The 24545-nt window shown below is 64.7% G+C and carries 19 protein-coding genes; 7 read left to right on the top strand and 12 right to left on the bottom strand.

Annotated elements, in window-relative coordinates:
* Positions 1 to 27: 27 nt before the first annotated feature.
* From CKW40_RS03240 to CKW40_RS03190, 11 genes are all read right to left on the bottom strand, one after another.
* The gene (locus CKW40_RS03240; protein ID WP_095198452.1) at positions 28 to 840 is read right to left on the bottom strand and encodes an enoyl-CoA hydratase family protein; all 813 of its coding nucleotides are present in this window, start codon (positions 838 to 840) and stop codon (positions 28 to 30) included.
* The gene (locus CKW40_RS03235; protein WP_027043615.1) at positions 837 to 1307 is read right to left on the bottom strand and encodes a MarR family winged helix-turn-helix transcriptional regulator; all 471 of its coding nucleotides are present in this window, start codon (positions 1305 to 1307) and stop codon (positions 837 to 839) included. Before CKW40_RS03235 ends, CKW40_RS03240 begins: the two co-directional genes overlap by 4 nt.
* Positions 1301 to 2074, bottom strand: coding sequence for an SDR family NAD(P)-dependent oxidoreductase (locus CKW40_RS03230; RefSeq protein WP_095198451.1), 774 nt, complete (start codon positions 2072 to 2074; stop codon positions 1301 to 1303). Before CKW40_RS03230 ends, CKW40_RS03235 begins: the two co-directional genes overlap by 7 nt.
* Positions 2071 to 4365: a bifunctional salicylyl-CoA 5-hydroxylase/oxidoreductase gene (locus CKW40_RS03225; protein ID WP_095198450.1), complete on the bottom strand. Its 2295-nt coding sequence runs from the start codon at positions 4363 to 4365 to the stop codon at positions 2071 to 2073. Before CKW40_RS03225 ends, CKW40_RS03230 begins: the two co-directional genes overlap by 4 nt.
* A gap of 143 nt (positions 4366 to 4508) precedes the next feature.
* Entirely contained in the window at positions 4509 to 5108 is a 600-nt protein-coding gene (locus CKW40_RS03220) for a VOC family protein (RefSeq protein WP_095198449.1), read from the bottom strand.
* 78 nt (positions 5109 to 5186) lie between these two features.
* Positions 5187 to 6023 carry an ATP-binding cassette domain-containing protein gene (locus CKW40_RS03215; protein WP_095198448.1) on the bottom strand — a complete coding sequence of 279 codons (837 nt, stop codon included), beginning with the start codon at positions 6021 to 6023 and terminating at the stop codon, positions 5187 to 5189.
* Positions 6016 to 6894: an ABC transporter ATP-binding protein gene (locus CKW40_RS03210; protein ID WP_095198447.1), complete on the bottom strand. Its 879-nt coding sequence runs from the start codon at positions 6892 to 6894 to the stop codon at positions 6016 to 6018. The genes CKW40_RS03215 and CKW40_RS03210 overlap by 8 nt, the downstream gene beginning before the upstream one ends.
* Positions 6891 to 7760: an ABC transporter permease gene (locus CKW40_RS03205; RefSeq protein WP_179297803.1), complete on the bottom strand. Its 870-nt coding sequence runs from the start codon at positions 7758 to 7760 to the stop codon at positions 6891 to 6893. Before CKW40_RS03205 ends, CKW40_RS03210 begins: the two co-directional genes overlap by 4 nt.
* Positions 7726 to 8733 (bottom strand): ABC transporter permease, encoded by a 1008-nt coding sequence (locus CKW40_RS03200; protein WP_095198445.1) that lies wholly within the window; start codon positions 8731 to 8733, stop codon positions 7726 to 7728. The genes CKW40_RS03205 and CKW40_RS03200 overlap by 35 nt, the downstream gene beginning before the upstream one ends.
* A gap of 181 nt (positions 8734 to 8914) precedes the next feature.
* The gene (locus CKW40_RS03195; protein ID WP_095198444.1) at positions 8915 to 10444 is read right to left on the bottom strand and encodes an ABC transporter substrate-binding protein; all 1530 of its coding nucleotides are present in this window, start codon (positions 10442 to 10444) and stop codon (positions 8915 to 8917) included.
* A gap of 111 nt (positions 10445 to 10555) precedes the next feature.
* Positions 10556 to 12130: a phytoene desaturase family protein gene (locus CKW40_RS03190; RefSeq protein ID WP_095198443.1), complete on the bottom strand. Its 1575-nt coding sequence runs from the start codon at positions 12128 to 12130 to the stop codon at positions 10556 to 10558.
* Positions 12131 to 12249: 119 nt separating this feature from the next.
* Here CKW40_RS03190 and CKW40_RS03185 point away from each other — a divergent pair, with 119 nt between their 5' ends.
* The 7 genes from CKW40_RS03185 to CKW40_RS45930 all read left to right on the top strand — a co-directional run bounded on the left by CKW40_RS03185 (position 12250) and on the right by CKW40_RS45930 (position 23078).
* A complete protein-coding gene (locus CKW40_RS03185) occupies positions 12250 to 13041 on the top strand; it encodes a cyclase family protein (protein WP_095198527.1) in 792 nt (263 codons plus the stop codon).
* Between the two features lie 125 nt (positions 13042 to 13166).
* Entirely contained in the window at positions 13167 to 14738 is a 1572-nt protein-coding gene (locus tag CKW40_RS03180) for a phytoene desaturase family protein (protein WP_095198442.1), read from the top strand.
* The gene (locus CKW40_RS03175; protein ID WP_095198441.1) at positions 14738 to 15220 is read left to right on the top strand and encodes a MarR family winged helix-turn-helix transcriptional regulator; all 483 of its coding nucleotides are present in this window, start codon (positions 14738 to 14740) and stop codon (positions 15218 to 15220) included. Before CKW40_RS03180 ends, CKW40_RS03175 begins: the two co-directional genes overlap by 1 nt.
* Positions 15221 to 15265: 45 nt before the next feature.
* Positions 15266 to 17419 carry a thiamine pyrophosphate-dependent enzyme gene (locus tag CKW40_RS03170; protein WP_095198440.1) on the top strand — a complete coding sequence of 718 codons (2154 nt, stop codon included), beginning with the start codon at positions 15266 to 15268 and terminating at the stop codon, positions 17417 to 17419.
* On the top strand, positions 17412 to 19001 hold the full coding sequence (locus tag CKW40_RS03165; RefSeq protein WP_095198439.1) for an indolepyruvate oxidoreductase subunit beta family protein: 1590 nt from the start codon (positions 17412 to 17414) through the stop codon (positions 18999 to 19001). Before CKW40_RS03170 ends, CKW40_RS03165 begins: the two co-directional genes overlap by 8 nt.
* Positions 19002 to 19262: 261 nt before the next feature.
* The gene (locus tag CKW40_RS03160; protein ID WP_095198526.1) at positions 19263 to 22670 is read left to right on the top strand and encodes an acyl-[ACP]--phospholipid O-acyltransferase; all 3408 of its coding nucleotides are present in this window, start codon (positions 19263 to 19265) and stop codon (positions 22668 to 22670) included.
* 153 nt (positions 22671 to 22823) lie between these two features.
* Entirely contained in the window at positions 22824 to 23078 is a 255-nt protein-coding gene (locus tag CKW40_RS45930) for a GCG_CRPN prefix-to-repeats domain-containing protein (protein ID WP_439330952.1), read from the top strand.
* Between the two features lie 190 nt (positions 23079 to 23268).
* Here CKW40_RS45930 and CKW40_RS03150 read toward each other — a convergent pair whose 3' ends face one another.
* On the bottom strand, positions 23269 to 24507 hold the full coding sequence (locus tag CKW40_RS03150) for a DUF1501 domain-containing protein (protein WP_095198437.1): 1239 nt from the start codon (positions 24505 to 24507) through the stop codon (positions 23269 to 23271).
* Between the last annotated feature and the right edge of the window lie 38 nt (positions 24508 to 24545).

Raw genomic sequence — 24545 nt, 5'->3', positions numbered from 1 at the left:
GCCGACGTCTCCACGGAAAGCATCATCTCAATTCCCCTCGAACACCGGCTTTTCCTTGGCCACGAACGCCTTGTAGGCGCGCTCGAAATCGCGCGTCTGCATGCAGATCGCCTGCGCCTGCGCTTCCGCCTCGATCGCCTGGTCGAGGCCCATCGACCATTCCTGGTTGAGCTGTGTCTTGGTGATGCCGTGGGCGAAGGTCGGACCTGAGACGATGCGCGCCGCCATGTCGAGCGCGTCGGCCTCGAGTGAGGCGGCATCGACCAGCCTGTTGTAAAACCCCCAACGCTCGCCCTCGGCGGCCGTCATGGTGCGGCCGGTGTAGAGCAGTTCGGCGGCGCGGCCCTGGCCGATGATGCGCGGCAGGATCGCGCAGGCGCCCATGTCGCAGCCGGCGAGGCCGACGCGGGTGAACAGGAAGGCGGTCTTGGCCTCCGGCGTGGCGATGCGGATGTCCGAGCTCATGGCGATGATCGCGCCGGCGCCGACCGCGACGCCGTCGACCGCGGCGATGATCGGCTTGCCGCAATTCAGCATCGCCTTGACGAAATCGCCGGTCATGCGGGTGAAGGCCAAAAGCTGCTTCATGTCCATCTTGACCAGCGGGCCGATAATGTCGTGGACATCGCCGCCGGAGCAGAAATTGCCGCCATTGGAGAGGAACACCACGGCGTCGACATCGTCGGCATAGACGAGGTCGCGGAAGGTGTCGCGGAGTTCCGCATAGCTGTCGAAGGTCAGCGGGTTCTTGCGCTCCGGCCGGTCAAGCCGGGCCTTGGCGATCCTGCCCTCGACCTCCCACAGGAAATGCTTCGGCTTGAGGTTGGCCATCCCGGTCATTCGCGTCCCTCCCAGTTGCTGCGGAACGAGGTCAGCATGCCGGTCAGCCGGCGGGCATCCTCCTCGCTGACCTTGCCCAGCAATTCACCGATCCAGCCTTCATGCGCCGCGGCAATGGTGGCAAAGGATTTGGTGCCTTCATCGGTCAGCCGCACCATTGAGGTGCGGCGGTCGCCATTGCGGCGGGCGCGGGCGACAAGTCCTTCCGACACGAGCCGGTCGACAATGCCGGTGACATTGCCGTTGGAGACCAGCAGGAAACGCGACAGATCGCTCATCAGCATGCCTTCCGGCACGCGGTAGAGTGCGGCCATCACGTCGAAGCGCGGCAGCGTCGTATCGAATTCCTTCTTCAGGCGCTCGCGCAGTTCGGCCTCGATCGTGCGCGAGGCACGCAGCAGCCTGATCCACAGGCGCAGCCGGTCCTTGCCGGGTCCCGAGGGTGCGGGCAGGGGGCCGGCTACCATGTTTCGCCTCCTGAGATGGAAATTGCCTGTCCAGTGATCGATGCCGCCGCGTCGCCGCACAACCACAGCACGGCGGCAGCAACTTCCTGTGGCTGGATGAACCGGCCTTGCGGATTGGTCGAAGCAAGACTCGCTCGCGCCTCTCCAGCCGAGCGGCCGGTCTTTTCAACAATGCGCTGGATGGACTCCTCCAGCATGTCGGTCTCGACAAAGCCCGGGCAGACGGCGTTGACGGTGACGCCTGATTTCGCCGTCTCCGCGGCCAGTGCCCGCATCAGACCGACGACGCCATGCTTGGCCGCCACGTAAGGTGCGACATAGGCGTAGCCCTTCAACCCGGCCGTTGAGGCGATGAACACGATTCGTCCCGATTTCCGCGCGGCCATGCCGGTTAGTGCTGGCTTCACCGTCAGGAAGGCGCCGGTCAAATTGACGTCGAGCGTCCGCTGCCAGTCGGCAACCGTGGTCTTGTGCGCCGGCGTGCTGCCGGCCATGCCGGCATTGGCGACGACGATGTCGAACGGCCCGCGCGCGGCTTCCGCCGTCTGGTAGAGCGAGGCCATGGACACCTCATCGGTGACATCGGCGGCGATGCCGAAGATGCGGTCGCTTTCGCCGGCCACCTTAGCGAGTTCGGCATCGCGCCGGCCGCAGATGGTGACATCGATGCCAGCACCGGCCAGCACCAGCGCGATGGCCCGGCCGACGCCGGAGCCGCCGCCGGTGACCAGCGCGTGCTTGCCGGTGATCGCTGCTGGGGCCGTCATACTTTCAGCCCCGCAGCGGCATCACGCTCGGCCAACCGGTAGATCTGGTCGCGGCCAGGCAGGTAGGGATCCGGCCATTTGACGCCGCGGTCGCCGAGCGTCACCGCCGCGTGCAGCGTCCAGTACGGGTCGGCTAGATGCGGCCGCGCCAGCGCGACGAGATCGGCGCGGCCGGCCATCAGGATCGAGTTGACATGGTCGGGCTCATAGATGTTGCCGACCGCCATCGTCGCCATGCCGACTTCGTTGCGGATGCGGTCGGAAAACGGCGTCTGGAACATGCGGCCGTAGACCGGCTTCGCCAGTGCGGACGTCTGGCCGGCCGAGACGTCGCATATGTCGACACCGGCCTCATGCAGCAGCCGTGCGATCTCGACCGCGTCGGCCGGTGTGACGCCTTCAATGCCGACCCAGTCATTGGCCGAAATGCGCATCGAGATCGGCTTTTGTGCCGGCCAGGCGGCGCGCACCGCGTGGAAGATTTCGAGGGGATAGCGCATGCGGTTTTCCAGCGAACCACCATATTCATCCGTGCGCCGGTTGGTGACCGGCGTGATGAAGGACGACAGGAGATAGCCATGCGCGGCGTGGATCTCCAGCATGTCGAAGCCGCAGCGGTCAGCCATCTCGGCCGAGGCCACGAACTGGTCACGCACCAGATCCATGTCGGTGCGATCCATCGCCTTCGGCACCTGGTTCTCAGGCGACCACGCGACAGCCGATGCCGCCATGATGGGCCAGTTGCCGGACACTAGCGGCACGTCGGTGCCTTCCCAGCCGAGCCGGGTCGAGCCCTTGGCGCCGGAATGGCCGATCTGGGCGCAGATCTTGGCCTCGGTCTCGGCGTGGACGAAATCGACCAGCCGCTTCCACGCCACTTCATGTTCGGGCGCGTAGAAGCCGGGACAGCCGGGCGTGATACGGCCTTCCGGGCTGACGCAGGTCATCTCGATATAGACAAGGCCGGCACCACCCTTGGCGCGCTCGGCATAGTGAGAAAAATGCCAGTCGGTCGGGCAGCCGTCGACGGCCTTGTACTGCGCCATCGGCGAGACGACGACGCGGTTGTTGAGCCTGAGGTCACGCAGCTTGAACGGCGCGAACATCGGCGCCCGGCGCAGCCTGTTGCCGCCCGCACCCGCCTGGCGCTGGAACCATTCTTCCGCGCCGCCCAGCCATTCGGCATCGCGCAGCCGCAAATTCTCATGGCTGATACGCTGCGAGCGGGTCAGCAGCGAATAGTTGAACTGCACCGGATCGAGCCCGAGATAGCGCTCGACCTCCTCGAACCACTCCAGCGAATTGCGCGCCGCCGATTGCAGCTTCAGCACCTCGGTGCGGCGCGCATCCTCATATCTACGGAACGCCGCGTCGAGGTCCGGTTCGGTTTCGACGTACTCCGCCAGCGCCACCGCACTTTCCAGCGCCAGCTTGGTGCCGGAGCCGATCGAGAAATGCGCCGATGCCGCGGCGTCGCCCATCAAGGCCAGGTTCTTGTACGACCAGCGCTCGCACAGCACGCGCGGGAAATTGATCCAGGCCGAGCCACGGATGTGGTTGGCATTGGTCATCAGCGCATGGCTGCCGAGATGCTTGGCGAAGATGCGCTCGCACACCGCGATCGATTCCTGCTGCGACATCGCGCCGAAGCCGAAGGCAGCCCAGGTCTGCTCGCTGCATTCGACGATGAAGGTCGCGGTCTCGCTGTCGAACTGGTAGGCGTGCGCCCACACCCAGCCATGCTCGGTCTTCTCGAAGATGAAGGTGAAGGCGTCGTCGAATTTCTGGTTGGTGCCGAGCCAGACGAACTTGCATTTGCGGGTGTCGATGTCGGGCTTGAAGACGTCGACAAAGGTATTGCGCGCCCTGGAATTCAGCCCGTCGGCGGCGACGACAAGGTCATGCGTCTCCATATAGGGGCGGGGATCGGCGATGTCGGTCTCGAACATCAGCTTGACGCCGAGTTCGCGGGCGCGGCGCTGCAGCAGGATCAGCAGCCGCTTGCGCCCGATGCCGCAAAAGCCATGGCCCGACGAGACCGTGCGCACGCCGTCATGGATGACGGCGATGTCGTCCCAATAGGCGAAATGCTTCTTGATCCAGACGGCGCTGACCGGATCGTTCTTCGCGAGATTATCGAGTGTTTCGGCCGACAGCACGACGCCCCAGCCGAACGTGTCGTCGGCGTGGTTGCGCTCGAACACCGTCACGTCGTGCGCGGCGTCCCTCAGTTTCATCGAAATGGCAAAGTAGAGGCCGGCTGGTCCGCCGCCGAGAACCGCAACCTTCATCCGTGCGATCTCCTCTTCGCTTGCTGTCTGGTGAGTATCGCGCCGGCGTCAAGATATTTCAAGCTTAAAGTTTTATATCGAAATCATTGAGCGAGCACTGGTCGGCGCGCCCGCGTGTCGATCCGCAAGCGCGCCGCGATAGATTACTGGTCCGGGTTCTTCGGGCTCCACAGCACCGTTTCGGCACCCTTCTCATAGGCCATGCCGTCGGGATAGCTGATCGCTTCCAGTTGCAGTCCCCAGGGCGCCTGGAAATAGAGGATGGTCTGGCCGGCGGCGGGGCCTTCCTTGACCGGCAAAGGCCCCATCCTCGTCTTGACGCCCTTGCCGTCGAGATAGGCTTTGGCAGCGGCGACATCGTCGACATAGAGGGCGATGTGGAAGCCGCCAATGTCGCTGTTCTTCGGCGTGAGATCCTTCTGGTCGGGCGCGGTGTATTTGAACAGCTCGATGTTCGAGCCATAGCCGCAACGCACCATGGTAACCTGCTCAATGACAGCCTTCGGATCGACGCCCAGAAGGTCCTGCATGAAGGTGCCCTTGTCGTCGGCGAACGGTCCGAACGACATCGCCTTCTTGCAGCCGACAACCTCGGTGAAAAAGTCGACCGCCTGCTTCATGTCGGGAACGGTGATGCCGGTATGGTCGTGCCCGCGCATGCCGGGGATCGAATCGGCCGAGGCCATGCCGGCACTGCCAAGGACAGCCGCGGCGAGCGTTGCAATTCCGATCGTGGTCTTCATGTCAGTCCTCCTCCGATGGCGGGACTTCGTCATTTGCCGGTCGCACGTCCGAGGCCGCTCTTCGGCGCGCGTATGCAGTTATGTCGGCGTCTTCCCGGCAGCCGAAATATCCAGCCAACCGGCGTCGATTTCGGGCAGTGGAATAGCGGCGATGAGATCGCGCGTGTAGGCCTCTCGGGGATTGTCGAACAAGGCGTCGGTGGCGCTGGCTTCGACGATCACGCCTTCTCGCATGACAATGACTTGCCGGCACAGCCGCCGGATCACCGACAGATCGTGGCTGATAAAGGCGACCGTCAGGCCCATCTCGGCTGCAAGCTTCTCCAGCAAAGTGAGGATCTGCGCCTGCGTCGACACGTCGAGCCCGGAGACGATCTCGTCGGCCAGCACGAATTTCGGCGACAGCGCCAGCGCGCGCGCAATGCCGATGCGCTGGCGCTGGCCGCCCGACAGTTCATGGCGGTAGCGCGTGGCGAAGCTCTGCGGCAGGCCGACCCGCTGCAGCGCTTCGGCGACGCGTTCCTTGAGCCGGTCGCCAAGCCCGTTCTGCTTCAGTGGCGCCGCGATGATGCTGGCAATGGTGCGGCGCGGGTTGAGCGACGACATCGGATCCTGAAAGATCATCTGCAGATTGCGGCGCAACGGCCGCAGCTCAGCCTCCGACAGATGGGTGATATTACGGCCATCGAAAGTGACGCTGCCAGCGCTGGGTTCCAGCAGCCGCACCAGCGCGCGGCCAAGTGTCGACTTGCCGGATCCGGATTCGCCGACAATGCCGGTTAACGAGCCTCTCGGCAGATCGAAGTCGAGCCCTTTCAAAATCTCGGCCATCGGCGCGCGGCCGATCAGCGGCTTGCGCGTCATGTCGGGCAGCGCCACCTTCAGCCCGCGCACAGAAAACAGCGGCTCAACCATGCGGCCGCCTCCACGCCTGATCGGCCGACGCGATCTCGGCGGCAAGTCCGGCCAGCACCGCCTCGTCAACAGGCTTCAACGAAGCGAACGGGTCAGTGTAGCGTGGCGTCGCCGCCATCAGCGCGCGTGTGTAGGGGTGTTGAGGCGCGGCGAAGAGCGCCGCCGTGTCAGCCTCTTCCACCACCTTGCCGGCATAGAGCACCGACACTTTCTGGCTGATCTTGGCGACGACACCGAGGTCATGGGTGACGAACAGGATCGCCGTGCCGTGCTCGCGCTGCAACGCAGCGATCAGCCGCAGGATCTGCTTCTGCACGGTGACGTCGAGCGCCGTGGTCGGCTCGTCGGCGACGATCAGCCGTGGCTCGGCGGCGAAGGCGGCGGCGATCAGCACGCGCTGGCGCATGCCGCCGGAGAGCTCGTGCGGGTAGCTTTTCAGCACCCGGTCGGGGTCGCGGATCTGCACCTCGTCCAGCAATTGCCGGATGCGGGTGTCGGCCTTTTCGCCGCTCCAGCCGAGAATGCGCACCAGCCGGTCGGTCATCTGCGGGCCGATGCGGCGCGACGGGTTGAGCGCGGTCAGCGGATCCTGCGGGATCAGTGCGGTGCGGGCGCCGATCAACGTGCGTCGTGCCTTCGGCTGAAGCCTGCCGAGGTCTTCGCCTTCGAGCCTCATATCGCCTTCGACAATGCGCACGCTCGACGGCAGCACACCAAGCACCGCCTTGCCGATCATCGTCTTGCCGGCGCCGCTCTCGCCGACCAGCGCGCGCACCTCGCCTGGCTGCACGGAGAGCGACACCGAGCGCAGCACGCGCTGGCCGTTCGGCAGCACGGCGCTGAGATTGGCGATATCGAGACAGGCGCTCATCGCAGCACCGGGTCGAAACGCGTCTTCAGCGCCTCGCCGAACTGGCTGAACGACAGCACGGTCAGGATCAGCGTGATCAGCGGAAACACCAGCACCCACCAGGCCTGGTGGATCGACAGCCGGCCCTCGGCGATGATGCTGCCCCAGGTCGGATCGTCGGTCGAGATCGACAGATTGACGAAGGACAGGATCGCCTCGACGATGACGGCGATGCCCATCTCCAGGGACAGCAGCGCCACGATCGACGGCACCACATTGGGCAGCACTTCGCGCAGCATGATGCCGATGCGGCCGTAGCCGGCAATGCGGGCATTCTCGACATAATCCATGCGCGACTGCCCCATCGCCTCGGCGCGGATCACGCGGCAAAAGCGCGTCCAGTCGATGATGGCAATCGCCAGGATGACTGAACTCAAGCCCGTACCGAGCACCGCGACCAGCAGGATGGCGAACAGCACCGGCGGAAATGCCATCCAGATGTCGACGATGCGCGAAATGATGCGGTCGGCCCAGCCGCCGAAATAGCCCGCGATCAATCCCAGCGTCGAGCCGACGAGGCAGGCGGCGATGGCCGCGGCAAAGGCAACGATGAATGCGATGCGGCCGCCGAAGATCAGCCGGGACAACAGATCGCGGCCGAGACTGTCGGTGCCCAGCCAATAGCCGGGCTCGGCGCCATCGAGCCAGAAGGGCGGCAGCCGCTCCAGCATCAGATCCTGCGCCAGCGGATCCTGCGGCGCCACCAGCGGCGCGAAGATCGCCGCCAGCAGCGCCAGCAGCAGCCAGCCGCCAGCGAGCCACAGCCTGGGACTCAGTCCGCGTCTTGAGGCTCTATCCATGGCGCAGCCTCGGATTGAGCAGCGCATACATCATGTCGACGGTGAGGTTGATCAGCACGAACAGCAGCGCGAAGACCAGCACGATGCCCTGGATCAGCGGCAGGTCGCGGTTGATGACGGCGTCGATCGCCATGTTGCCGAGGCCTTCATAGGAGAACAGCCGCTCGACGATGACCGTGCCGCCGATGAGGAAGGTGAACTGCACGCCGACCAGGGTCAGCGTCGGCAGTGCCGCGTTCTTCAGCGCCTCGCGCAGGATAACCTGCGTCTCCGAAAATCCCTTCACCCGCGCCAGCACGACATAGTCGAGGTCGAGCACCTCCTTCAGCGACTGTTTCAGCAGCTGCGAGATGATCGCCGCCAGCGGCAATGCCAGCGCCACCGCCGGCATCAGCATGTGTTTCAGCAGGTCCCAGGTCAGGTCGAAGCGTAGCCGCAGCAGGCTCTCGAAGAAGTAGAACTGGGTGACGAAAGGCAGGTCGAGCTGCGGCGACACGCGGCCGGAAATGTCGAAGATCGGCACCAGCACGCCGAACAAAAGGATCAGCACCAGGCCCCACAGGAAATCGGGAATGGAGAGTGCCGCGCCACTGGCGATGTCGATGCCGGCTTCCACCGCCGTGCCGCGTTCACGCGCGCCGAGCACCGCCGTGGTACCGCCGAGCGCCACCGCCATGATCAGCGCGACGATAGCGAGCTCCAGCGTCGCTGGCAGCCGGTTGAAGACGAGGCTGAGCACGTCCTGCCGCAGTGAGATCGAAGTGCCGAAATCGCCCCTGACGACACCGGACAGCCAGATGAAGAATTGCTGCACGATGGTCTTGTCGAGCCCGTAGAGCGCGCGCAGGCGGGCAATGTCGTCATCCGTAGCACCAGGCGGCAGCATCATGGCGATCGGATCGCCGGGCGCGACGCGGATCACGACGAAGACGACGACGGCCACGCCGAACAGCGTGATCAGCATCGTCAGGAGACGGATCAGGAATCGTTGCAGGAGCATGCCGGCGTAACCACTCTGGGGAACTCCCCCTCATCCGGCCCTTCGGGCCACCTTCTCCCCGAGGGGAGAAGAGGTCGCAGACGGCCGAGCCAGTCTCTTCTCCCCACCGGGGAGAAGGTGGCCGCGAAGCGGCCGGATGAGGGGGTCTGCCGGGCGAAGACCGGCAGGTGCAAGGCCGATATCAGGCCGGGGTCATCAAAGCCGGCAGCAGAGCGCCGGAAATGTGCTGCACGACATTGACCTTCTTCGAGTGCACGATCGGCTGCGCGTACTGGATCAGCGGCAGCACATAGGCCTCTTCGGCAATGTACTTGTCGACCGCTTTCCAGCCGGCGATGCGCTTGGCCTCGTCCTTCTCGCCCCAGAGCGGGCCGATCTTGGCATCGAGATCGTCGGTCTTCCACGACGAGTGCGGCGAGGGGCCGAACATGGCGAAACCGGTCGAAGTGGTCGGGTCGCCGATGGAATTGCCCCAGTTGTAGAAGGCCGCCGGCGCCAGCTTGTGCGCGGCGCGCAGTTCATAGTGCTTGGCGATCTCATAGACCTCTATCTCGGCTTCGATACCGACCTTGCGCCACATGCCGACGATCGCCTGCACCATCTCGTAGTCCTTGGGCTTGAAGCCCTTGGTCGTCTGGATGGTGAACTTTGCCGGCTTCTTGGTCGAATAGCCGGAGGCGGCGAGCAGTTCCTTGGCCTTTTCCGGATTGTGCTCGACCTTGATCGACGGATCGTAGGCCGCGTATTCCGGCGTCTCCAGCGTGTCGATCGGCTGGCCGTAGCCGCGCAGCAGCCGCTTGACCAGCAGCTCCTTGTCCACCGCCATCACGGCCGCCTGGCGGACATTCTTGTCCAGCATGGCGTCCTTGTTGTTGAAGAAGATCATGCCGATGTCGGAAACATTCTTGATCGAGCCGGCCAGCCCGCCCTTGGCGATCAGCCGGTCATATTCCTCGTAGGGGATTTCGAGCGTCACCTGCGAGGAGCCGGACTCGATTTCGGCGACACGGCTCGCCGCATCTGTGACGAACTTGATCGTCACATTCTCGAAGGCCGGCTTGGTGCCCCAATAGTTCGGGTTGGCCTTCAGCCGCAGGAAAGCATTGCGCTCGAACTTGTCGACCATGTAGGGGCCGGTGCCGATCGGCGCCTTCTCGAAACCTTCCGCACCCACCTTCTCGTAATAGGCCTTCGGCAGGATGTAGCCGGTCAGGAACGACATCCACTTGAAATAGACCGGGTCGAACTGCACCACGTCGCCGGTGATCTTGTTGCCGTCGATCTTGAAGTTGTTGACGTTCTTCCAGACGAACTGGATCGGATTGCCGGTCTTCTCGTCGCCCGCGCGCTGCAGCGACCAGACGACGTCCTCCGGCGTGAAGGGCGAGCCGTCATGCCATTTCACGCCTTCGCGCACCGTCATCATCACCTTGGTGCGGTCGTCGTTCCAGCCCCATTCGGTCAGCAGGCCGGGCGCGAAGGACAGGTCGGGCTTTTGCGGGATGATCTGGTCGAAAACCGACTGGTAGAGGCCCTGGATGGTCGGATTGACGGCCGAAGGTCCGGTGGTCGGGTCCCAGGATGGCAGGTTGACATTGTAGGCGATGGTCAGTTCGCCGGCAGCGGCCCTGGCTATTTTCGGCAGGCCAATGGCGGTCACGCCAAGTGCGGCGGCACTGTATCCCAGCAATTCGCGTCTGTTGATTTTCATGGTCGTTCCCCTTGTTGGTTATTGTCTTTGCGCGGCACTATCCGTTCATGGGTTCAGGCTTCGTGGGCAGCAGCGCCTTGCCTCTCGTCGCCTCGATAAAATCGTTGGAGCCTACCTCCCGCCAAGCTGTTGCGCGAGCATGAAACCCGAGGCCGCACCGGTGCCGGCGCCCGGCCATGTCGCGGCTCCGGTGAGATGCAGATTGGCCAGCGGCGTGTTCCAGCCGGCAAAACCACGCGCCGGGCGGAACAAAAAATTCTGCGCCAGATGGTGGCTGCCGCAGACCTGGTCGCCGCCGACCAGGTTCGGGTTCTCACGCTCGAGATCGATGGGTGAGAACACCGAACGGCTGAGGATTTTGCTCCGCAGCCCGGGCGCATAGGTCTCGATGATATCAATGACGCGCTCGGCGTAGGCCTCCTTGACCTGATCCCAATGCCCGGGCGCGATCTTGGCCGATGCATCACCGAGGATCTCGGCCGGCAGCATGCGCACCTGCACCCACAGCACATGCTTGCCCTGAGGCGCGCGCGACGGATCGATCGCTGAGGGCTGGCCGACGACCAGCACCGGCTCGTCCGGCAGCATGCCGGCCATCGCCTGCTGATAGGTGCGCGACATCGCATCGAGCGACGGCGACAGATGCACATAGGCGAACTGCCGCAACTCGGCGCCAGCGCGCCAGTCCGGCAAATCGTCCAGCGCCAGATGGATCATCATCGTGCCCGGCGCGTAGCGGAATTTCTGCATCGACGTGTCGAAGCCGGCATTGCCGGAACCGCTGGGCAGGAGCTTGCCGGTCAGCGCCTTGGGCGCGACGCCGGCGATGACAGCCTTGGTCGCTGTATGGGTCTCACCGGAGGCAAGCCGGACGCCCGTCGCCTTGCCGGCGGAAACCGTGATCTCGACCACCTCGGCGCTGGTGAATATCTTGCCGCCGGCCGCCGTCACCATGCCGGCCAGCGCCCGGATGATGGTGTCGGCGCCGCCCTTGCCAAGCACCATGCCGAAACTCTGGTTGGCCATCGATTCCAGATAGGGGAACACCGCACCACCCGCGATGTCGGGCGAGAAATCGAGATGCATGCCCCAGCTGGCGAGCGTCGCCCGCACATAAGGTGACTCGAAAGTCTCCTCCAGCCAGGCGCGTGGCGACGACAGCAGCAACCGGCCGGTGTCGAGCGCGCCGGACATGCCCTTCTTGCGCCACAGGTTCCACGCCGTGCCGGCCAGCGCTCGCGCCCTCATCGGCGATCCCAGCAGCCGGAACAGATGTTCGGCCTCCGCCGGGAAGGCAGAAACGAGTCTGCGCCATGTCGCGGCATCGGCCGCGGAGAAAGCGGCCATGCGCGCAGCCGTCTTTTCCAGGTCGTTGCTGACGCCGAACCAGCGTCCGTCGGGAAAGGCGCTGGCGAAACAGTCGGCGACCGGAGCGAACTCCAGCCCCTGCGCTTTCAATTCATTTGCATATTTCCGGTGGAAGGCGGAGCCCGCAAACAGGCTCAGATTCATCGCGCCGAAATCGTGACGGAAGCCGGGAAGGGTGAATTCGCGGGTCTGGACGGCGCCGCCGATTGTTGCACTGCGCTCGAAAATCCCGGTTTTCCAGCCTTTGAGCGCCAGATGCGCGGCGCATGCCAGACTGTTGTGGCCCGCCCCGACAAAGATGGCGTCGAACTCGCTCACGCCCCGTTCCCATTTCCTTTATGCTTAAAGATAATTGCAGATGCATATGTTTTCGTCTAGTAGGATATTAAGGGCCGAGACGAGCCTTGATCATCACTATCAAAGAGGGAACAGAGACCATGGACACCCAAAGACTCCTCGGCGAAGTCGCCGGCCAGTTGCTGTCAGGCGCCATCAAGGTGGTTGACCTCTCGGCGCAACTCGGGCCCGACACACCGCTGATCAAGCTGCCGCCGGAGCTTGCCGTCGACACGCCGAAGGTCGAGATCCATTCGATCTCCCGCTATGACAAGAACGGTCCGTGGTGGGCGTGGAACTGGCTGAAGCTCGGCGAGCATTCCGGCACGCATTTCGATGCGCCGCAGCATTGGATCACCGGCAAGGATTATCCGGACGGTGCCACCGACACCATTCCGGCGCAGAATTTCGTCGGCCCGGTCAATGTCATCGACTGCTCCAAGGAAGCCGCCGCCGACCACGATTTCCTGCTCACCGTCGATCACATCAAGGCGTGGGAGGCCAAGCATGGCGCGATCAATGCCGGCGAATGGGTGGTGATGCGCACCGACTGGTACAAGCGCAACGGCTCGGAAGCCGAATTCCTCAACGCCAACGAGACCGGCCCGCACACGCCTGGCCCGACGGCGGAAGCCATCCAGTACCTGATCAGCAAGGACATCAAGGGCTGGGGCTCGGAGACGATCGGCACCGATGCCGGCAAGGCCGGCGGCATGGAGCCGCCATTCCCGGCGCACACGCTGATGCACAAGGCCAACCGCTACGGTCTCGCCAGCCTCTGCAACCTCGACCAGCTGCCGCCGAAGGGTGCGATCCTGATCGCGGCACCGCTCAAGATCGAGCACGGCACCGGCAGCCCGATCCGCGCGCTGGCACTGGTGTCGGGGCAGTAAGGAGATCTTCGGGAGAAGATCATGCAGGTTGGCGAGGCGATAGGGAGGCAGGTTGGCGGCGCTCGCGCTCTACGGCGTAGAGCGCTGACCTCGCCGGCCTACCCGCTGCCCCCAGGAAACCCCCAATGAAAGCCCCCGATCACATCATCGTCGGCAGCGGCATCAACGCGCTGGTCTGCGCGGCGATGCTTGGCGGCAAGGGTGCGAAGGTGCTCGTGCTGGAGCGCAACGACCGCATCGGCGGCTGCATGCGCACCGAGGAGATCACCGCGCCCGGCTTCATCCATGATGTGATGGCGACGACCTTCGTGCTGTTCATCACCTCGCCGGCCTTTGCCGCATTGGGCGGCGATCTTGCACGACATGGGCTGGAGTTCTGCCACACCGGCACGCCGACCGGCGTGCTGCGGCCGGACGGCAGCCACGCCGTGCTCAGCACCGACCGCGCCGCCAATGTCGCCGCCCTCAATGCGATCGCTGCCGGCGACGGCAGCCGGCACGCGGAAGATGTCGGTGGCATCGAGCGTAATGCCGGCCTGCTGTTCGGCCTGCTCGGCGGTGCACTGTGGTCCTACCCGACGGCCAAGCTGCTGGCCGGTGACGCCTGGCGGCGTGGCCCGCGTGGCCTTGCCGCCTTCCTCGGCGAAGCGCTGGTGCCGGCGCGCAGCTGGCTGGAAAGCAGCTATCAGTCCGAAACCATCCGCGCGCTCTGGGCGCCCTGGGTGCTGCATGCCGGGCTGGGGCCGGAAGATGCCTTCTCCGGCCAGATCGCCAAGGTGATTGCCTTCGCACTCGAAGCCGCCGGCGCCCCGATCGTCAAGGGTGGGGCGAAGAACCTGCTGTCGGCTTTCGAGGCATTGATCACCGAGCGCGGCGGCGTCATCTCCACCGAAGCCGATGTTGCCTCGATCATCTTGGCTGGAGGCCGCGCCACTGGCGTGCGGCTGGCCTCGGGCGAAATGGTGCATGCCAGGAAGAGCGTTATCTGTTCGGTCACGCCGACGCAGCTTTACGGCCGGCTGCTCGGCAGCGAGGCGCCCAAGGCCGATGTCGAGGCAACGCGGAAATATCGCTACGGCAAGGGCAATTTCCAGATCCACTATGCCCTCGACAAGCCGCCGTCCTGGCGCGGCGAAGGACTGGACAAGGTCGCGCTGCTGCATCTGACACCTGGGCTCGATGGCGTGTCGAAGGCCTGCAACGAAGCGGCACGCGGCCTGCTGCCGGAAGTGCCGACCATCTGCGTCGGCCAGCCGCACGCACTCGACCCGTCGCGCTGTCCGGAAGGCAAGGCGATCCTCTGGCTGCAACTGCCCGAGGCTCCCCGCCACATCAAGGGCGACGCCGCAGGCAAGCTGCAGGCGCCGGCTGACGGCCAATGGACCGACGCATTGCGCGAGGTCTATGCCGATCGTGTCGAAGCCATCCTCGCCAGCCATATCGACGGCTTCAAGGACAGCGTGATTGCGCGCCGCGCCTATTCGCCGGCCGACCTCGAGGCGATGAACATCAATCTGGTCGGCGGCGATCCCTATGGCGGCTCGTCCACCATCGACCAGGCCTTCCTGTGGCGGCCGTTCAAGACCAGCCGCAACCACCAGACCGGCATCAAAAACCTCTACCATATCGGCGCCTCGACCCATCCTGGCGCCGGTCTCGGCGGCGGCTCCGGCTTTCTCCTGGCGGGGAGGCTGTGATGGAACAGAAGGTCGCGGAAAAGCGCCAGCGCATTTCGACGCTCGGCCAGATCGGCCTGCAGCAATTCGCGCCCTATCTGATGAACCGCATCATGGGCCGCTACAACGCCACCTTGCGCGACGATTTCCGCAAGCAGGGGCTGACCATTCCGCAGGTGCGCACGCTGGCTGTGCTGTCGGTCACCGACGGTGTCACCGTCAACGATCTCTCGGTCTACACGGTTATCGAGCAGTCGACCTTGAGCCGCACGCTCGACACGCTGGAGGGGCAAGGCTTCGTGCGGCGCGAGCAGGGCGTCACCGACAGCCGCATCCGCCATGTGTTCCTGACGGACGATGGCCGCGCCGAGTTCACCCGTGCCTGGCCGGCCATGCATGACGCCTTCGAGGCGATGTTCGACGATATCGACGACGCCGAATATGCGGCACTGATCGCCACACTTTTGAAGATGCTGAAGAACATTCGCAAGCACGACATCTAGACCTACGCGCCGCCAATGCCCGGCGGTAACGGAAGGAGCAGAAAAATGGCCGAACGGTCTTTTGCCAAGGAAGTCGAAAAGCTGCGGCTCGGCGCCGGCGAGGAATTTGCCGGTGAAGGTATCCTCGCCATCACCAAGGCGCTGCTGCAATGCGGCGTCGGCTATGTCGGCGGCTATCAGGGCGCGCCGATCAGCCATCTGATGGATGTGCTGGCCGATGCGCAGGACATTCTGGGCGAGCTCGGCGTGCATTTCGAGGCCAGCGCCTCGGAAGCCACCGCCACCGCCATGCTCGCCGCTTCGGTGCATTATCCTATCCGCGGTGCGGCGACCTTCAAGTCGACCGTCGGCACCAATGTCGCCTCCGACGCGCTCGCCAATCTCGCCTCCGGCGGCGTCACCGGTGGCGCGCTGATCATCGTCGGCGAGGATTATGGCGAGGGCTCCTCGATCATGCAGGAGCGCAGCCACGCCTTTGCCATGAAGAGCCAGGTCTGGCTGCTCGACCCGCGCCCGAACCTGCCGTCGATCGTCAAGGCGGTGGAAGATGGCTTCGAACTGTCCGAGATCTCCAACACGCCGGTCATGCTGCAGGTGCGCATCCGCTGCTGCCATGTCCATGGCCATTTCATCGCCAAGGACAACAAGCGCCCGCCGATGACGGTGGCCGACGCGCTGGAAGCCCCGCGCCGCGACACCGGCCGCATCGTGCTGCCGCCCGCCTCCTTCCTGCACGAGAAGGAGAAGGTGCAGAAGCGCTGGCCGGCGGCGGTGGAGTTCATCCGCAAGAACAAGATCAACGAATTCTTCGGCTCGGACCACGGCTCGGTCGGCATCGTCATGCAGGGCGGCATGTACAATTCGGTCATCCGCGCGCTGCAGCGTCTCGGCCTTGCCGACACCTATGGCGAGACCGACGTGCCGCTCTACGTGCTCAATGCCGTCTACCCCTTGATCGATGACGAATTCCTGTCCTTCTGCGAGAGCAAGCAGGCGGTGCTGGTCGTCGAGGAAGGCCAGCCCAATTACATCGAACAGGCCTTTGCCGCGATGCTGCACAAGGCCGGGCGCGGCACCAGGCTGGTCGGCAAGGAATATCTGCCGATGGCCGGCGAATACACCGGCCAGGTCATGCTCGACGGCATTGGTACTTTCCTGCGCGCCGAGGCGCCGCATCTGCTCCCGGGCGAGGTGCGCGCGCCCAACAAGGTCGGCGACGGCGTCGATACCGCGGACCTGATCAACGTTGTGCCGGGCCGCCCGCCGGGCTTCTGCATCGGCTGCCCGGAACGGCCGATCTTCGCCGCGACAAAGCTAGTCGAACAGGAGCTCGGCAAACACCACATCGCTTCCGACATTGGCTGCCATCTGTTCTCGATCATGCCACCTTTCGAACTCGGCGCCACCACCATGGGCTACGGATTGGGGCCGGCCTCGGCCTCAGCCTTCAATTCGCCCGACGCGAAACGCCGCTCGATCTCCTTCGTCGGCGACGGCGGCTTCTGGCACAACGGCCTGACCTCCTCAATCGGCAATGCCGTCTTCAACAAGAACGATGGCGTCATCGTCATCGTCGACAATTTCTACTCGGCCGCCACTGGCGGCCAGGACATCCTGTCGTCGCGCGCCGGCAACAAGACCAAGTCGACCAAACATCCCATCACCGAGGCGGTGAAAGGCATGGGCGTCAAATGGCTGCGCCATGTCGACCGCACCTATGACGTGACCAAGATGCAGGACACGCTGCGCGAGGCGCTGACGACGGACGAGAAAGGGCCGAAGGTCATCGTCGCCTCGTCCGAATGCATGCTGAACCGCCAGCGCCGCGAAAAGCCGCTGGTCGACAAGGCGATCAAGGGCGGCGAGCGGGTGGTCAAACCGAAATTCGGCGTCGACGAGGACATCTGCACCGGCGACCATGCCTGTATGCGGCTCTCCGGCTGCCCGTCGCTGTCGGTGAAGTCGCTCGACGATCCGTTGCGCGACGATCCGGTGGCATCGATCGACCAGAGCTGCGTCGGCTGCGGCAATTGCGGTGAGGTGGCGGATGCGGCGGTGCTCTGCCCCTCCTTCTACCGCGCCGACGTCGTGCACAATCCGAGCCGCTGGGACCGCTTTCTGGAAGGCGCGCGCCGCGCCACCATCAGCCTGCTGCAGCGCCGCCGCGAAAGCCGGCGCCTGACCTTCGCCGATGCTTGACGCTGTCCCGCCCTTTCGCGCCAAGGCCGGCGCCCAGGATGATGAGCGGGTCATCAAGCTCGCCGTACTCGCCGTCGGCGGCCAGGGCGGCGGTGTACTGGCGGACTGGATCACTGACGTCGCCGAGCGCAATGGCTACGTCGCGCAGTCGACCTCGGTCGCCGGCGTCGCGCAGCGCACGGGCGCCACGATCTACTATGTCGAGATGGCCCGCGACACCGGCCGGCTGCCGGTCTTCGCGCTGTCGCCCTCGCAGGGCGACGTCGACATACTGATCGCGGCCGAATTGATGGAAGCCGGCCGCGCCATCATCCGTGGTTTCGTCACGCCGGAACGCACGACGCTGATCGCCTCCTCACACCGCATCGCCGCTGTGTCGGAAAAGATCGAACCCGGCGACGGCCGGGCCTCGTCTTCCAAGGTGCATGCGACAGCGGAGGCCGCATCGAAACGCTTCATTGCTTTCGACATGGAAAAGATCGCCGCTGATAATGGTTCGATGATCTCGGCCAGCCTGCTCGGCGCGCTGGCCGGGTCGGATGCGCTGCCGTTCACGCGCGAAAGCTACGAGCAGGCGATCGGTGCCGGCGGTCGCGGCGTCAAGGCCAGCCTTGCCGCCTTTGGCGCTGCGTTTGACCGCGCGCGCGGCACGGCCGCACCTGCGCCAAAACCGGCGGAGCCGGCGATTGTCGAATCCGCCCTGGGTACGGGGCGCGTCACCGGCCCGCAAAACCTATTGCAGGGCTGGCAGGCCCTGGCCGCCCGCATCGACCTGATGCCGGTGGCAGTGCACGACATGGCGCTGCGGGGCCTGAGGAAGGTCGTCGACTATCAGGACATCGCCTATGGCCGCGACTATCTCGACCGGCTGGACAAGGCCGTCGCGCTGGACGGCGCCGACCATGCCCATGCGCTGTCGATCGCCGCCGCCAAGCATCTCGCCAACGCGCTATGCTACGACGATATGATCCGCGTCGCCGATCTGAAAACGCGCTCGACGCGCGACAGGCGTGTGCGCAAGGAGGTCGGCGTCAAGGACGGTTCGATCCTGCAGGTCACCGAATATTTCCATCCGCGCATCGAGGAATTCTGCGGCACCATGCCGGCGGGGCTCGGCAGCTATATCGAGAGCCGGCCGAAACTCGCCGCCTTCCTCGATCGTCGCATCAACCATGGCCGCCGCATCCGCACCGACAGCTTTGCCGGCTTTGCCGCACTCTGGTTCATCGGCGGCCTGCGCCGCTGGCGCCGCAGCCTGCTGCGCCACAAGGTCGAGATGACCCATCTCGAGCGCTGGTACGCGTTGGCGCTCGGCCATGTGCCGGCAGACTACGCGCTCGCCGTCGAAATCCTCAACTGCCGCCGGCTGATCAAGGGTTATAGCGACACCCATGTCCGCGCCCAGTCGAAATTCGACCGCGTCCTGTCGGCGCTCCCCATGCTCGAAGGCCGCGACGATGCCGCCGACTGGATCCGCCGCCTGCGCGAGGCGGCGCTGAAGGACGAAAAGGGCGACATGCTCGACGGCGCGCTGAAGACCGTGGCGACGCTCGGACCCGGTCCGGCAGCTGGGGCGCCCTAATCCTGACAGACCCACTGACCGCTGGCTCCGTTTTCGGGCGCGGTGAACGTCGTTCATTTTCTGCTTGAACAATGTTCAAAACGTGGTAGAGTGCGATTATGAACGATGTTCAATTCCGGCGAGCCGAAAAGGCACGGATGAGCATCAGGCACAGTAAGGAAGTTTAACCAGCTCAAGACTATCACTGAGATTGAAACAGCGCCTGCAACCCGCAGGGCCCACCGGCACACCGTCGAAGGGTTCAGCCAAATGGAAATCGCCATGAACACGCATCTGATGTTGTCCCGGCGCTTTGCGCCTCTGTTCTGGACGCAGTTCCTGTCCGCCTTCAACGACAATTTCCTCAAGAACACACTGGTGTTCCTGATCCTGTTCACGCTCGCCGCCGGCCAGGCGGCGTCGCTGGTCACTTTGGCGGGGGCCGTCTTCATGGCCCCGTTCCTGTTGTTGTCAGCCCTTGGCGGCGAGATTGCCGACCGCTTCGACAAGGCCCTGATCGCCCGGCGGCTGAAATTCGCCGAGATCGCCGCCGCGGCAGTCTCTGTCGCCGGCATCGCGCTGTCGTCGATCCCGGTGCTGATGACGGCACTGCTGATGTTCGGCATCATCTCGGCGCTGTTCGGGCCGATCAAATACGGCATCCTGCCCGATCACCTCGAGCGCAAGGAACTGCCCAAGGCAAACGCCTGGATCGAGTCGGCCACGTTTGCCGCCATCCTCGGCGGCACCATCGCCGGCGGCGTCGTCTCGGCCGATGGCATCGGCGTCACTGTGTTCGGGCCGATCATGATGGCCTTGGCCGTCAGCTGCTGGTTCGTCAGCCGCTACATTCCGCCGACCGGTTCGGCGGCGCCCGACCTCGTCATCGACAAGAACATCTTCCGCTCGACCTGGCGCCAGGTCAGCGAATTGCGCACCGACACGCGCATCTGGCGCGCCGGCCTGATGACCTCATGGTTCTGGCTGATCGGCGCCATCGTGCTCTCGATCCTGCCGACGCTGATCAAGGATTCGCTCGGCGGTGACGAGATCGCGGTCACCGTCTACCTCGCCGTCTTCGCCGTCTCGATCGCCATCGGCTCGGCCATTGCCGCATGGATGTCGCAGGGGCGCATCGTGCTTCTGCCCGCACCGGTCGGCACGGCGCTGCTGGCGCTGTTCGGCCTGCATCTGGCCTGGACCATCTGGAGCATGCAGCCGTCGCCCAGGGCCGAAACCCTTGGCCTGTTCTTTGCCGGGCCAAACACGATCCGCGTGGCGATCGACCTTGCCGGCATGGCCATCGCCAGCGCCTTCCTCGTGGTGCCGACCTTCGCCGCGGTGCAGGCCTGGTCGCCTGAAGCGCGCCGCGCCCGCGTCGTCGCGGCCGTCAGCATCGTCAATGCCGGCTTCATGACGGTCGGCGGTATTGTTGTCGCCGTGATCCAGACGAAAGTCTCCACTGGCGGCATCCTGTTCGGCCTCGCAGCGGCCAACGCCGTCGCCGCCTGGCTGATGCTGAAATTCCTGCCGACCAACGCGTTCCGCGATTTCGTCTCCATCCTGTTCCGCGCCTTCCTCCGCCTGGAGGTCGAAGGCATGGAGAACCTCAAGGCGGCCGGCAAGGCGCCGATCCTGGCGCTCAACCATGTCAGCTTCCTCGACGGTCCGCTGGCGCTGACGCTGACCGATGAGGAGCCGGTCTTCGCCATCGACTACACCATTGCCCAGGCCTGGTGGATGAAGCCGTTCATGAAGCTCGCCCGCGCTTTGCCGCTCAATCCGGCCAAGCCGATGTCGACCCGCACGCTGATCAAGATCGTGCAGGGCGGCGATCCGCTGGTCATCTTCCCCGAAGGCCGCATCACCGTCACCGGCGGGCTGATGAAGGTCTATGACGGCGCCGCCATGGTGGCGGACAAGACCGGCTCGATGGTGGTGCCGATCCGCATCGACGGGCTGGAGAAAAGCCCGTTCTCGCGGCTGACGTCGCAGCATGTGCGCCGCCGCCTGTTCCCGAAGGTCAAGGTGACCATTCTGGAGCCGGTCAAGCTCGAAGTGCCGCAGGAACTGAAGGGTCGCAAGCGCCGCGCCGCGGCGGGTGCTGCACTTTATCAGGTTATGTCGGATCTCGTCTTCCGCACCCAGGACATCGACAAGACGGTGCTGGAGAAGATCATCCTGACGGCGAATGAACGCGGCATGAAACGGCTCGCCGTGCAGGATCCGGTCACCGGTTCGCTAAGCTATGGCAAGCTGCTGACCGCGGCCGCCGTGCTCGGCGAGAAATTCCAGAACCTTTATGCCGATCAGCAGACGCTCGGCATCATGCTGCCCAACGCCAATGGCTCATGCGCCACGCTGCTTGGCGTCATGTCGGCGGGCAAGGTGCCGGCGATGATCAACTTCACGGCTGGTGCCGCCAACATCCTGTCCGCTTGCAAGGCGGCCCAGGTGCGCACGGTGCTCACGTCCCGCGCGTTCGTCGAGCAGGCAAAGCTCGGCGCGGTGGTCGAGGAAATAGGCCGCTCGGTCGACATCGTCTGGCTCGACGATCTGCGCAAGACCATCGGTCTCAAGGACAAGCTACTCGGCCTGCTGCGCAAGTCGACGCCGCGCGCGCGGCGCTTGCCCAACGACCCGGCGGTGATCCTGTTCACCTCGGGTTCGGAAGGCACGCCGAAGGGTGTCGTGCTCACCCACCGCAACATCCTGGCCAATGCCGCGCAGGCGGCCTCGCGCATCGACTTCCACTCTGGCGACAAGGTGTTCAACGTGCTGCCGATCTTCCATTCCTTCGGCATGACGGCCGGCACGGTGCTGCCGCTGATCTCGGGCGTGCCGGTCTATTTCTACCCATCGCCGCTGCACTACCGCATCGTGCCGGAACTGATCTATGCGTCCAACGCGACCATCATCTTCGGCACCGATACGTTCCTCAGCGGCTATGCGCGGACCGCGCACCCCTATGACTTCCGCTCGATACGCTATTGCTTTGCCGGCGCAGAACCGGTCAAGGCCTCAACCCGCATGACCTATATGGAAAAGTTCGGCGTGCGCATCCTGGAAGGTTATGGCGTCACCGAGACCGCGCCGGTGATCTCCATCAACACGCCGATGTACAACCGTTCCGGCAGTGTCGGCAAAATCATGCCCGGCATGGAATACCGCCTCGATCCGGTGCCCGGTGTCGACGATGGCGGCCGGCTGTTCGTGCGCGGCCCCAACGTGATGGCCGGCTATCTCAGGGCCGAAAAGCCGGGCGTGCTCGAACCGCTGCCGGATGGCTGGCATGACACAGGTGATGTCGTCTCGATCGACGAGGGCGGCTTCATCGCCATTCGCGGCCGCGCCAAGCGCTTTGCCAAGATCGGTGGCGAGATGATTTCGCTCGCCGCCGTCGAGGCACTGGCGGGTGAATTGTGGAAAGGCTCGTTGTCGGCAGTCGCTTCCGTGCCGGATGCGCGTAAGGGTGAGAAGCTCATTCTCATCACCGAGGCTCCCGGCGCCATACGCGCGGATTTCCTGGCCTTCGCCAAGGCAAATGGCGCCATGGATCTGATGGTGCCCGCCGAAGTGCGCGTCGTCCAGAAAGTACCGGTGCTCGGCTCCGGCAAGCTCGACTTTGCCGGTGTGACCAAACTGGTGCGTGGAGAGGACGCGCCGGTCGCCAAGGTCGAGGCCGCCTGATCAAGGTGACGACGAGACGACGCCGCCGAAGGCCGTGGCGTCGCCTGGCCAGCGCTCTGCCGCTAACGAATATGTGATCGGACCACTCACCCGGTATTCAGCCGGGTGAGTGGTATGCTGTTCCCGGGAATGTCAACCATGGAGGACACAATCATGCTCACCAGATACATTCTACCGATTGCTATCGCCGCAGGCACATTGATGCTGTCGAGCGTCGGCACACAGGCCTTGCCCATGGCAAAGCCGAGCGCCGGTTCGTTGCCAATAGAGAGCGTCGGCTGGAGATGCGGCCCCGGCTGGCACGTGAACCGGTGGGGAAATTGCGTGCCCAACCGTCGTCGCGTGATAATAGTCCGGCCGGGACATTGGCGGTACCATCACCACCACCGCTGGCACCACCGCTGGTGATCACGGAGCGGATCGACGCGGCATCCGCTCCGGAGTGACGTGGGCGTTTCCGTTAGAGCGTTTCACCGTTTCATGGAAACGGCGAACTGCTCTAACTCTTTGTTTTGACGCAATTCCAGACGGAAAACCGCTCACACTTTTCCTGGAATTGCTCTAGAGGTGGCGTCCCCTGTGACGCCATCTTTATTCCTCATACGATGAGATCCAGCATCGGCTTCACCGCTGCGGACTCCGGAAACACCTTGTCGCCGAGCACGGCGGCCGAAAGGCCGAACTGGTCGGCGAGCAGGCCTTTCAGCACCGCCCTGACATCGCTGGTCGGAGCGAGGTCGCGCTGTTCGTAGAGTTGGGCCGGCTTCAAGCCCGGCCAGTCGGCGATGACGCGGCCGCCCTTGATCGCACCGCCGGCGAGCAACACCACCGTGCCGGTGCCGTGATCGGTGCCGACCGTGCCGTTGATCTGCGCCGTGCGCCCAAACTCGGTGATGGCGACGATCGCCGTGTCCTTCCAGCGCTCGCCGAGACCCTTCTCGAATTCCTCGAAGGCGCCGTCGAGGCCGCCGAGCAGCGTTGCGAGCCGGCCGGTCGCGCCGCCTTCGTTGACATGCGTGTCCCAGCCGTCGAAGGCGAGTGCTGCAACGCGCGGCCCGTCATCGGCCGCGATCAGCTTGGCCGCACCTTGCGCGGCCTGCCGCATCCCGGCGGCGCTGTCGAGGCCGCCCTTCGGCTTCATAGCCTTGGCGCCCATCTGGTCGTCGAGCGCCATGCGGTCGGCGTCGAGACCTTTTTGCAGGGCCACCGCCAGCACCGGGTCGCGATGCTGGTAGAGGTCGAGAACCCGCGCCGCGAGATCACCAGCCGGCGCCGGCAGCGATTGTGGCGCCCAACCGAGCACGGGGGCGGCACCTCGGATCACCAGTGGCGTCGAGGGGCCGACGGCCAGTCCGCCAAGCGTCGCCACGCGGTCGCCTGCCGGTAGGTTTTCCAAGGCCCGGTTGAGCCATCCGGTGGCGACATGGCCGGGGCCGGCAAAACCGCTTTCCAGCACGTCCTGGCCGTCGAAATGCGAGCGTTCGCGATAGCCTGTCGCGGCCGCATGCACGACAGCGGCCTGCTTGTCCTTGAACAGGCGCGCAAACACCGGCATCGCCGGATTGACCGCGAAGAAACCGTCGAGTGGCAGTGCGGCGTGCGTGCCGGCGAGCGACAAAGCAATGTCGCCATGCAGGCCGGCATAGTCAGGATCGCCGATAGGACCGACCGCCGACAGGCCGTCGAGCGCGCCGCGCAGGACGATGACGATCAGGCGCGGATCGCGATTGTCGGCGGCGCGGGCGAAGCGCGGCAGATAGGCCCAGGCAAACAGCGCGCCGCCGGTCATCAGCACGGCGCGGCGGGAGGGATGAGGGGTTTCACATAGCAGGCTCATGACTTGGTCTCCATGGGAGTTGTCGGCGCCGGACCTGT

The organism is Mesorhizobium carmichaelinearum (assembly GCF_900199455.1).
GTDB classification, from domain to species: Bacteria; Pseudomonadota; Alphaproteobacteria; order Rhizobiales; family Rhizobiaceae; genus Mesorhizobium; species Mesorhizobium carmichaelinearum.
This window is presented reverse-complemented; position numbering and strand designations above follow the sequence as displayed.

Bases quoted from the DNA above. Each gene is read 5' to 3' on its own strand.
- CKW40_RS03240 (WP_095198452.1), bottom strand. From the start codon at position 840: ATGACCGGGATGGCCAACCTCAAGCCGAAGCATTTCCTGTGGGAGGTC.
- CKW40_RS03235 (WP_027043615.1), bottom strand. From the start codon at position 1,307: ATGGTAGCCGGCCCCCTGCCCGCACCCTCGGGACCCGGCAAGGACCGG.
- CKW40_RS03230 (WP_095198451.1), bottom strand. From the start codon at position 2,074: ATGACGGCCCCAGCAGCGATCACCGGCAAGCACGCGCTGGTCACCGGC.
- CKW40_RS03225 (WP_095198450.1), bottom strand. From the start codon at position 4,365: ATGAAGGTTGCGGTTCTCGGCGGCGGACCAGCCGGCCTCTACTTTGCC.
- CKW40_RS03220 (WP_095198449.1), bottom strand. From the start codon at position 5,108: ATGAAGACCACGATCGGAATTGCAACGCTCGCCGCGGCTGTCCTTGGC.
- CKW40_RS03215 (WP_095198448.1), bottom strand. From the start codon at position 6,023: ATGGTTGAGCCGCTGTTTTCTGTGCGCGGGCTGAAGGTGGCGCTGCCC.
- CKW40_RS03210 (WP_095198447.1), bottom strand. From the start codon at position 6,894: ATGAGCGCCTGTCTCGATATCGCCAATCTCAGCGCCGTGCTGCCGAAC.
- CKW40_RS03205 (WP_179297803.1), bottom strand. From the start codon at position 7,760: ATGCGCTGCTCAATCCGAGGCTGCGCCATGGATAGAGCCTCAAGACGC.
- CKW40_RS03200 (WP_095198445.1), bottom strand. From the start codon at position 8,733: ATGCTCCTGCAACGATTCCTGATCCGTCTCCTGACGATGCTGATCACG.
- CKW40_RS03195 (WP_095198444.1), bottom strand. From the start codon at position 10,444: ATGAAAATCAACAGACGCGAATTGCTGGGATACAGTGCCGCCGCACTT.
- CKW40_RS03185 (WP_095198527.1), top strand. From the start codon at position 12,250: ATGGACACCCAAAGACTCCTCGGCGAAGTCGCCGGCCAGTTGCTGTCA.
- CKW40_RS03180 (WP_095198442.1), top strand. From the start codon at position 13,167: ATGAAAGCCCCCGATCACATCATCGTCGGCAGCGGCATCAACGCGCTG.
- CKW40_RS03175 (WP_095198441.1), top strand. From the start codon at position 14,738: ATGGAACAGAAGGTCGCGGAAAAGCGCCAGCGCATTTCGACGCTCGGC.
- CKW40_RS03170 (WP_095198440.1), top strand. From the start codon at position 15,266: ATGGCCGAACGGTCTTTTGCCAAGGAAGTCGAAAAGCTGCGGCTCGGC.
- CKW40_RS03165 (WP_095198439.1), top strand. From the start codon at position 17,412: ATGCTTGACGCTGTCCCGCCCTTTCGCGCCAAGGCCGGCGCCCAGGAT.
- CKW40_RS03160 (WP_095198526.1), top strand. From the start codon at position 19,263: ATGAACACGCATCTGATGTTGTCCCGGCGCTTTGCGCCTCTGTTCTGG.
- CKW40_RS45930 (WP_439330952.1), top strand. From the start codon at position 22,824: ATGCTCACCAGATACATTCTACCGATTGCTATCGCCGCAGGCACATTG.
- CKW40_RS03150 (WP_095198437.1), bottom strand. From the start codon at position 24,507: ATGAGCCTGCTATGTGAAACCCCTCATCCCTCCCGCCGCGCCGTGCTG.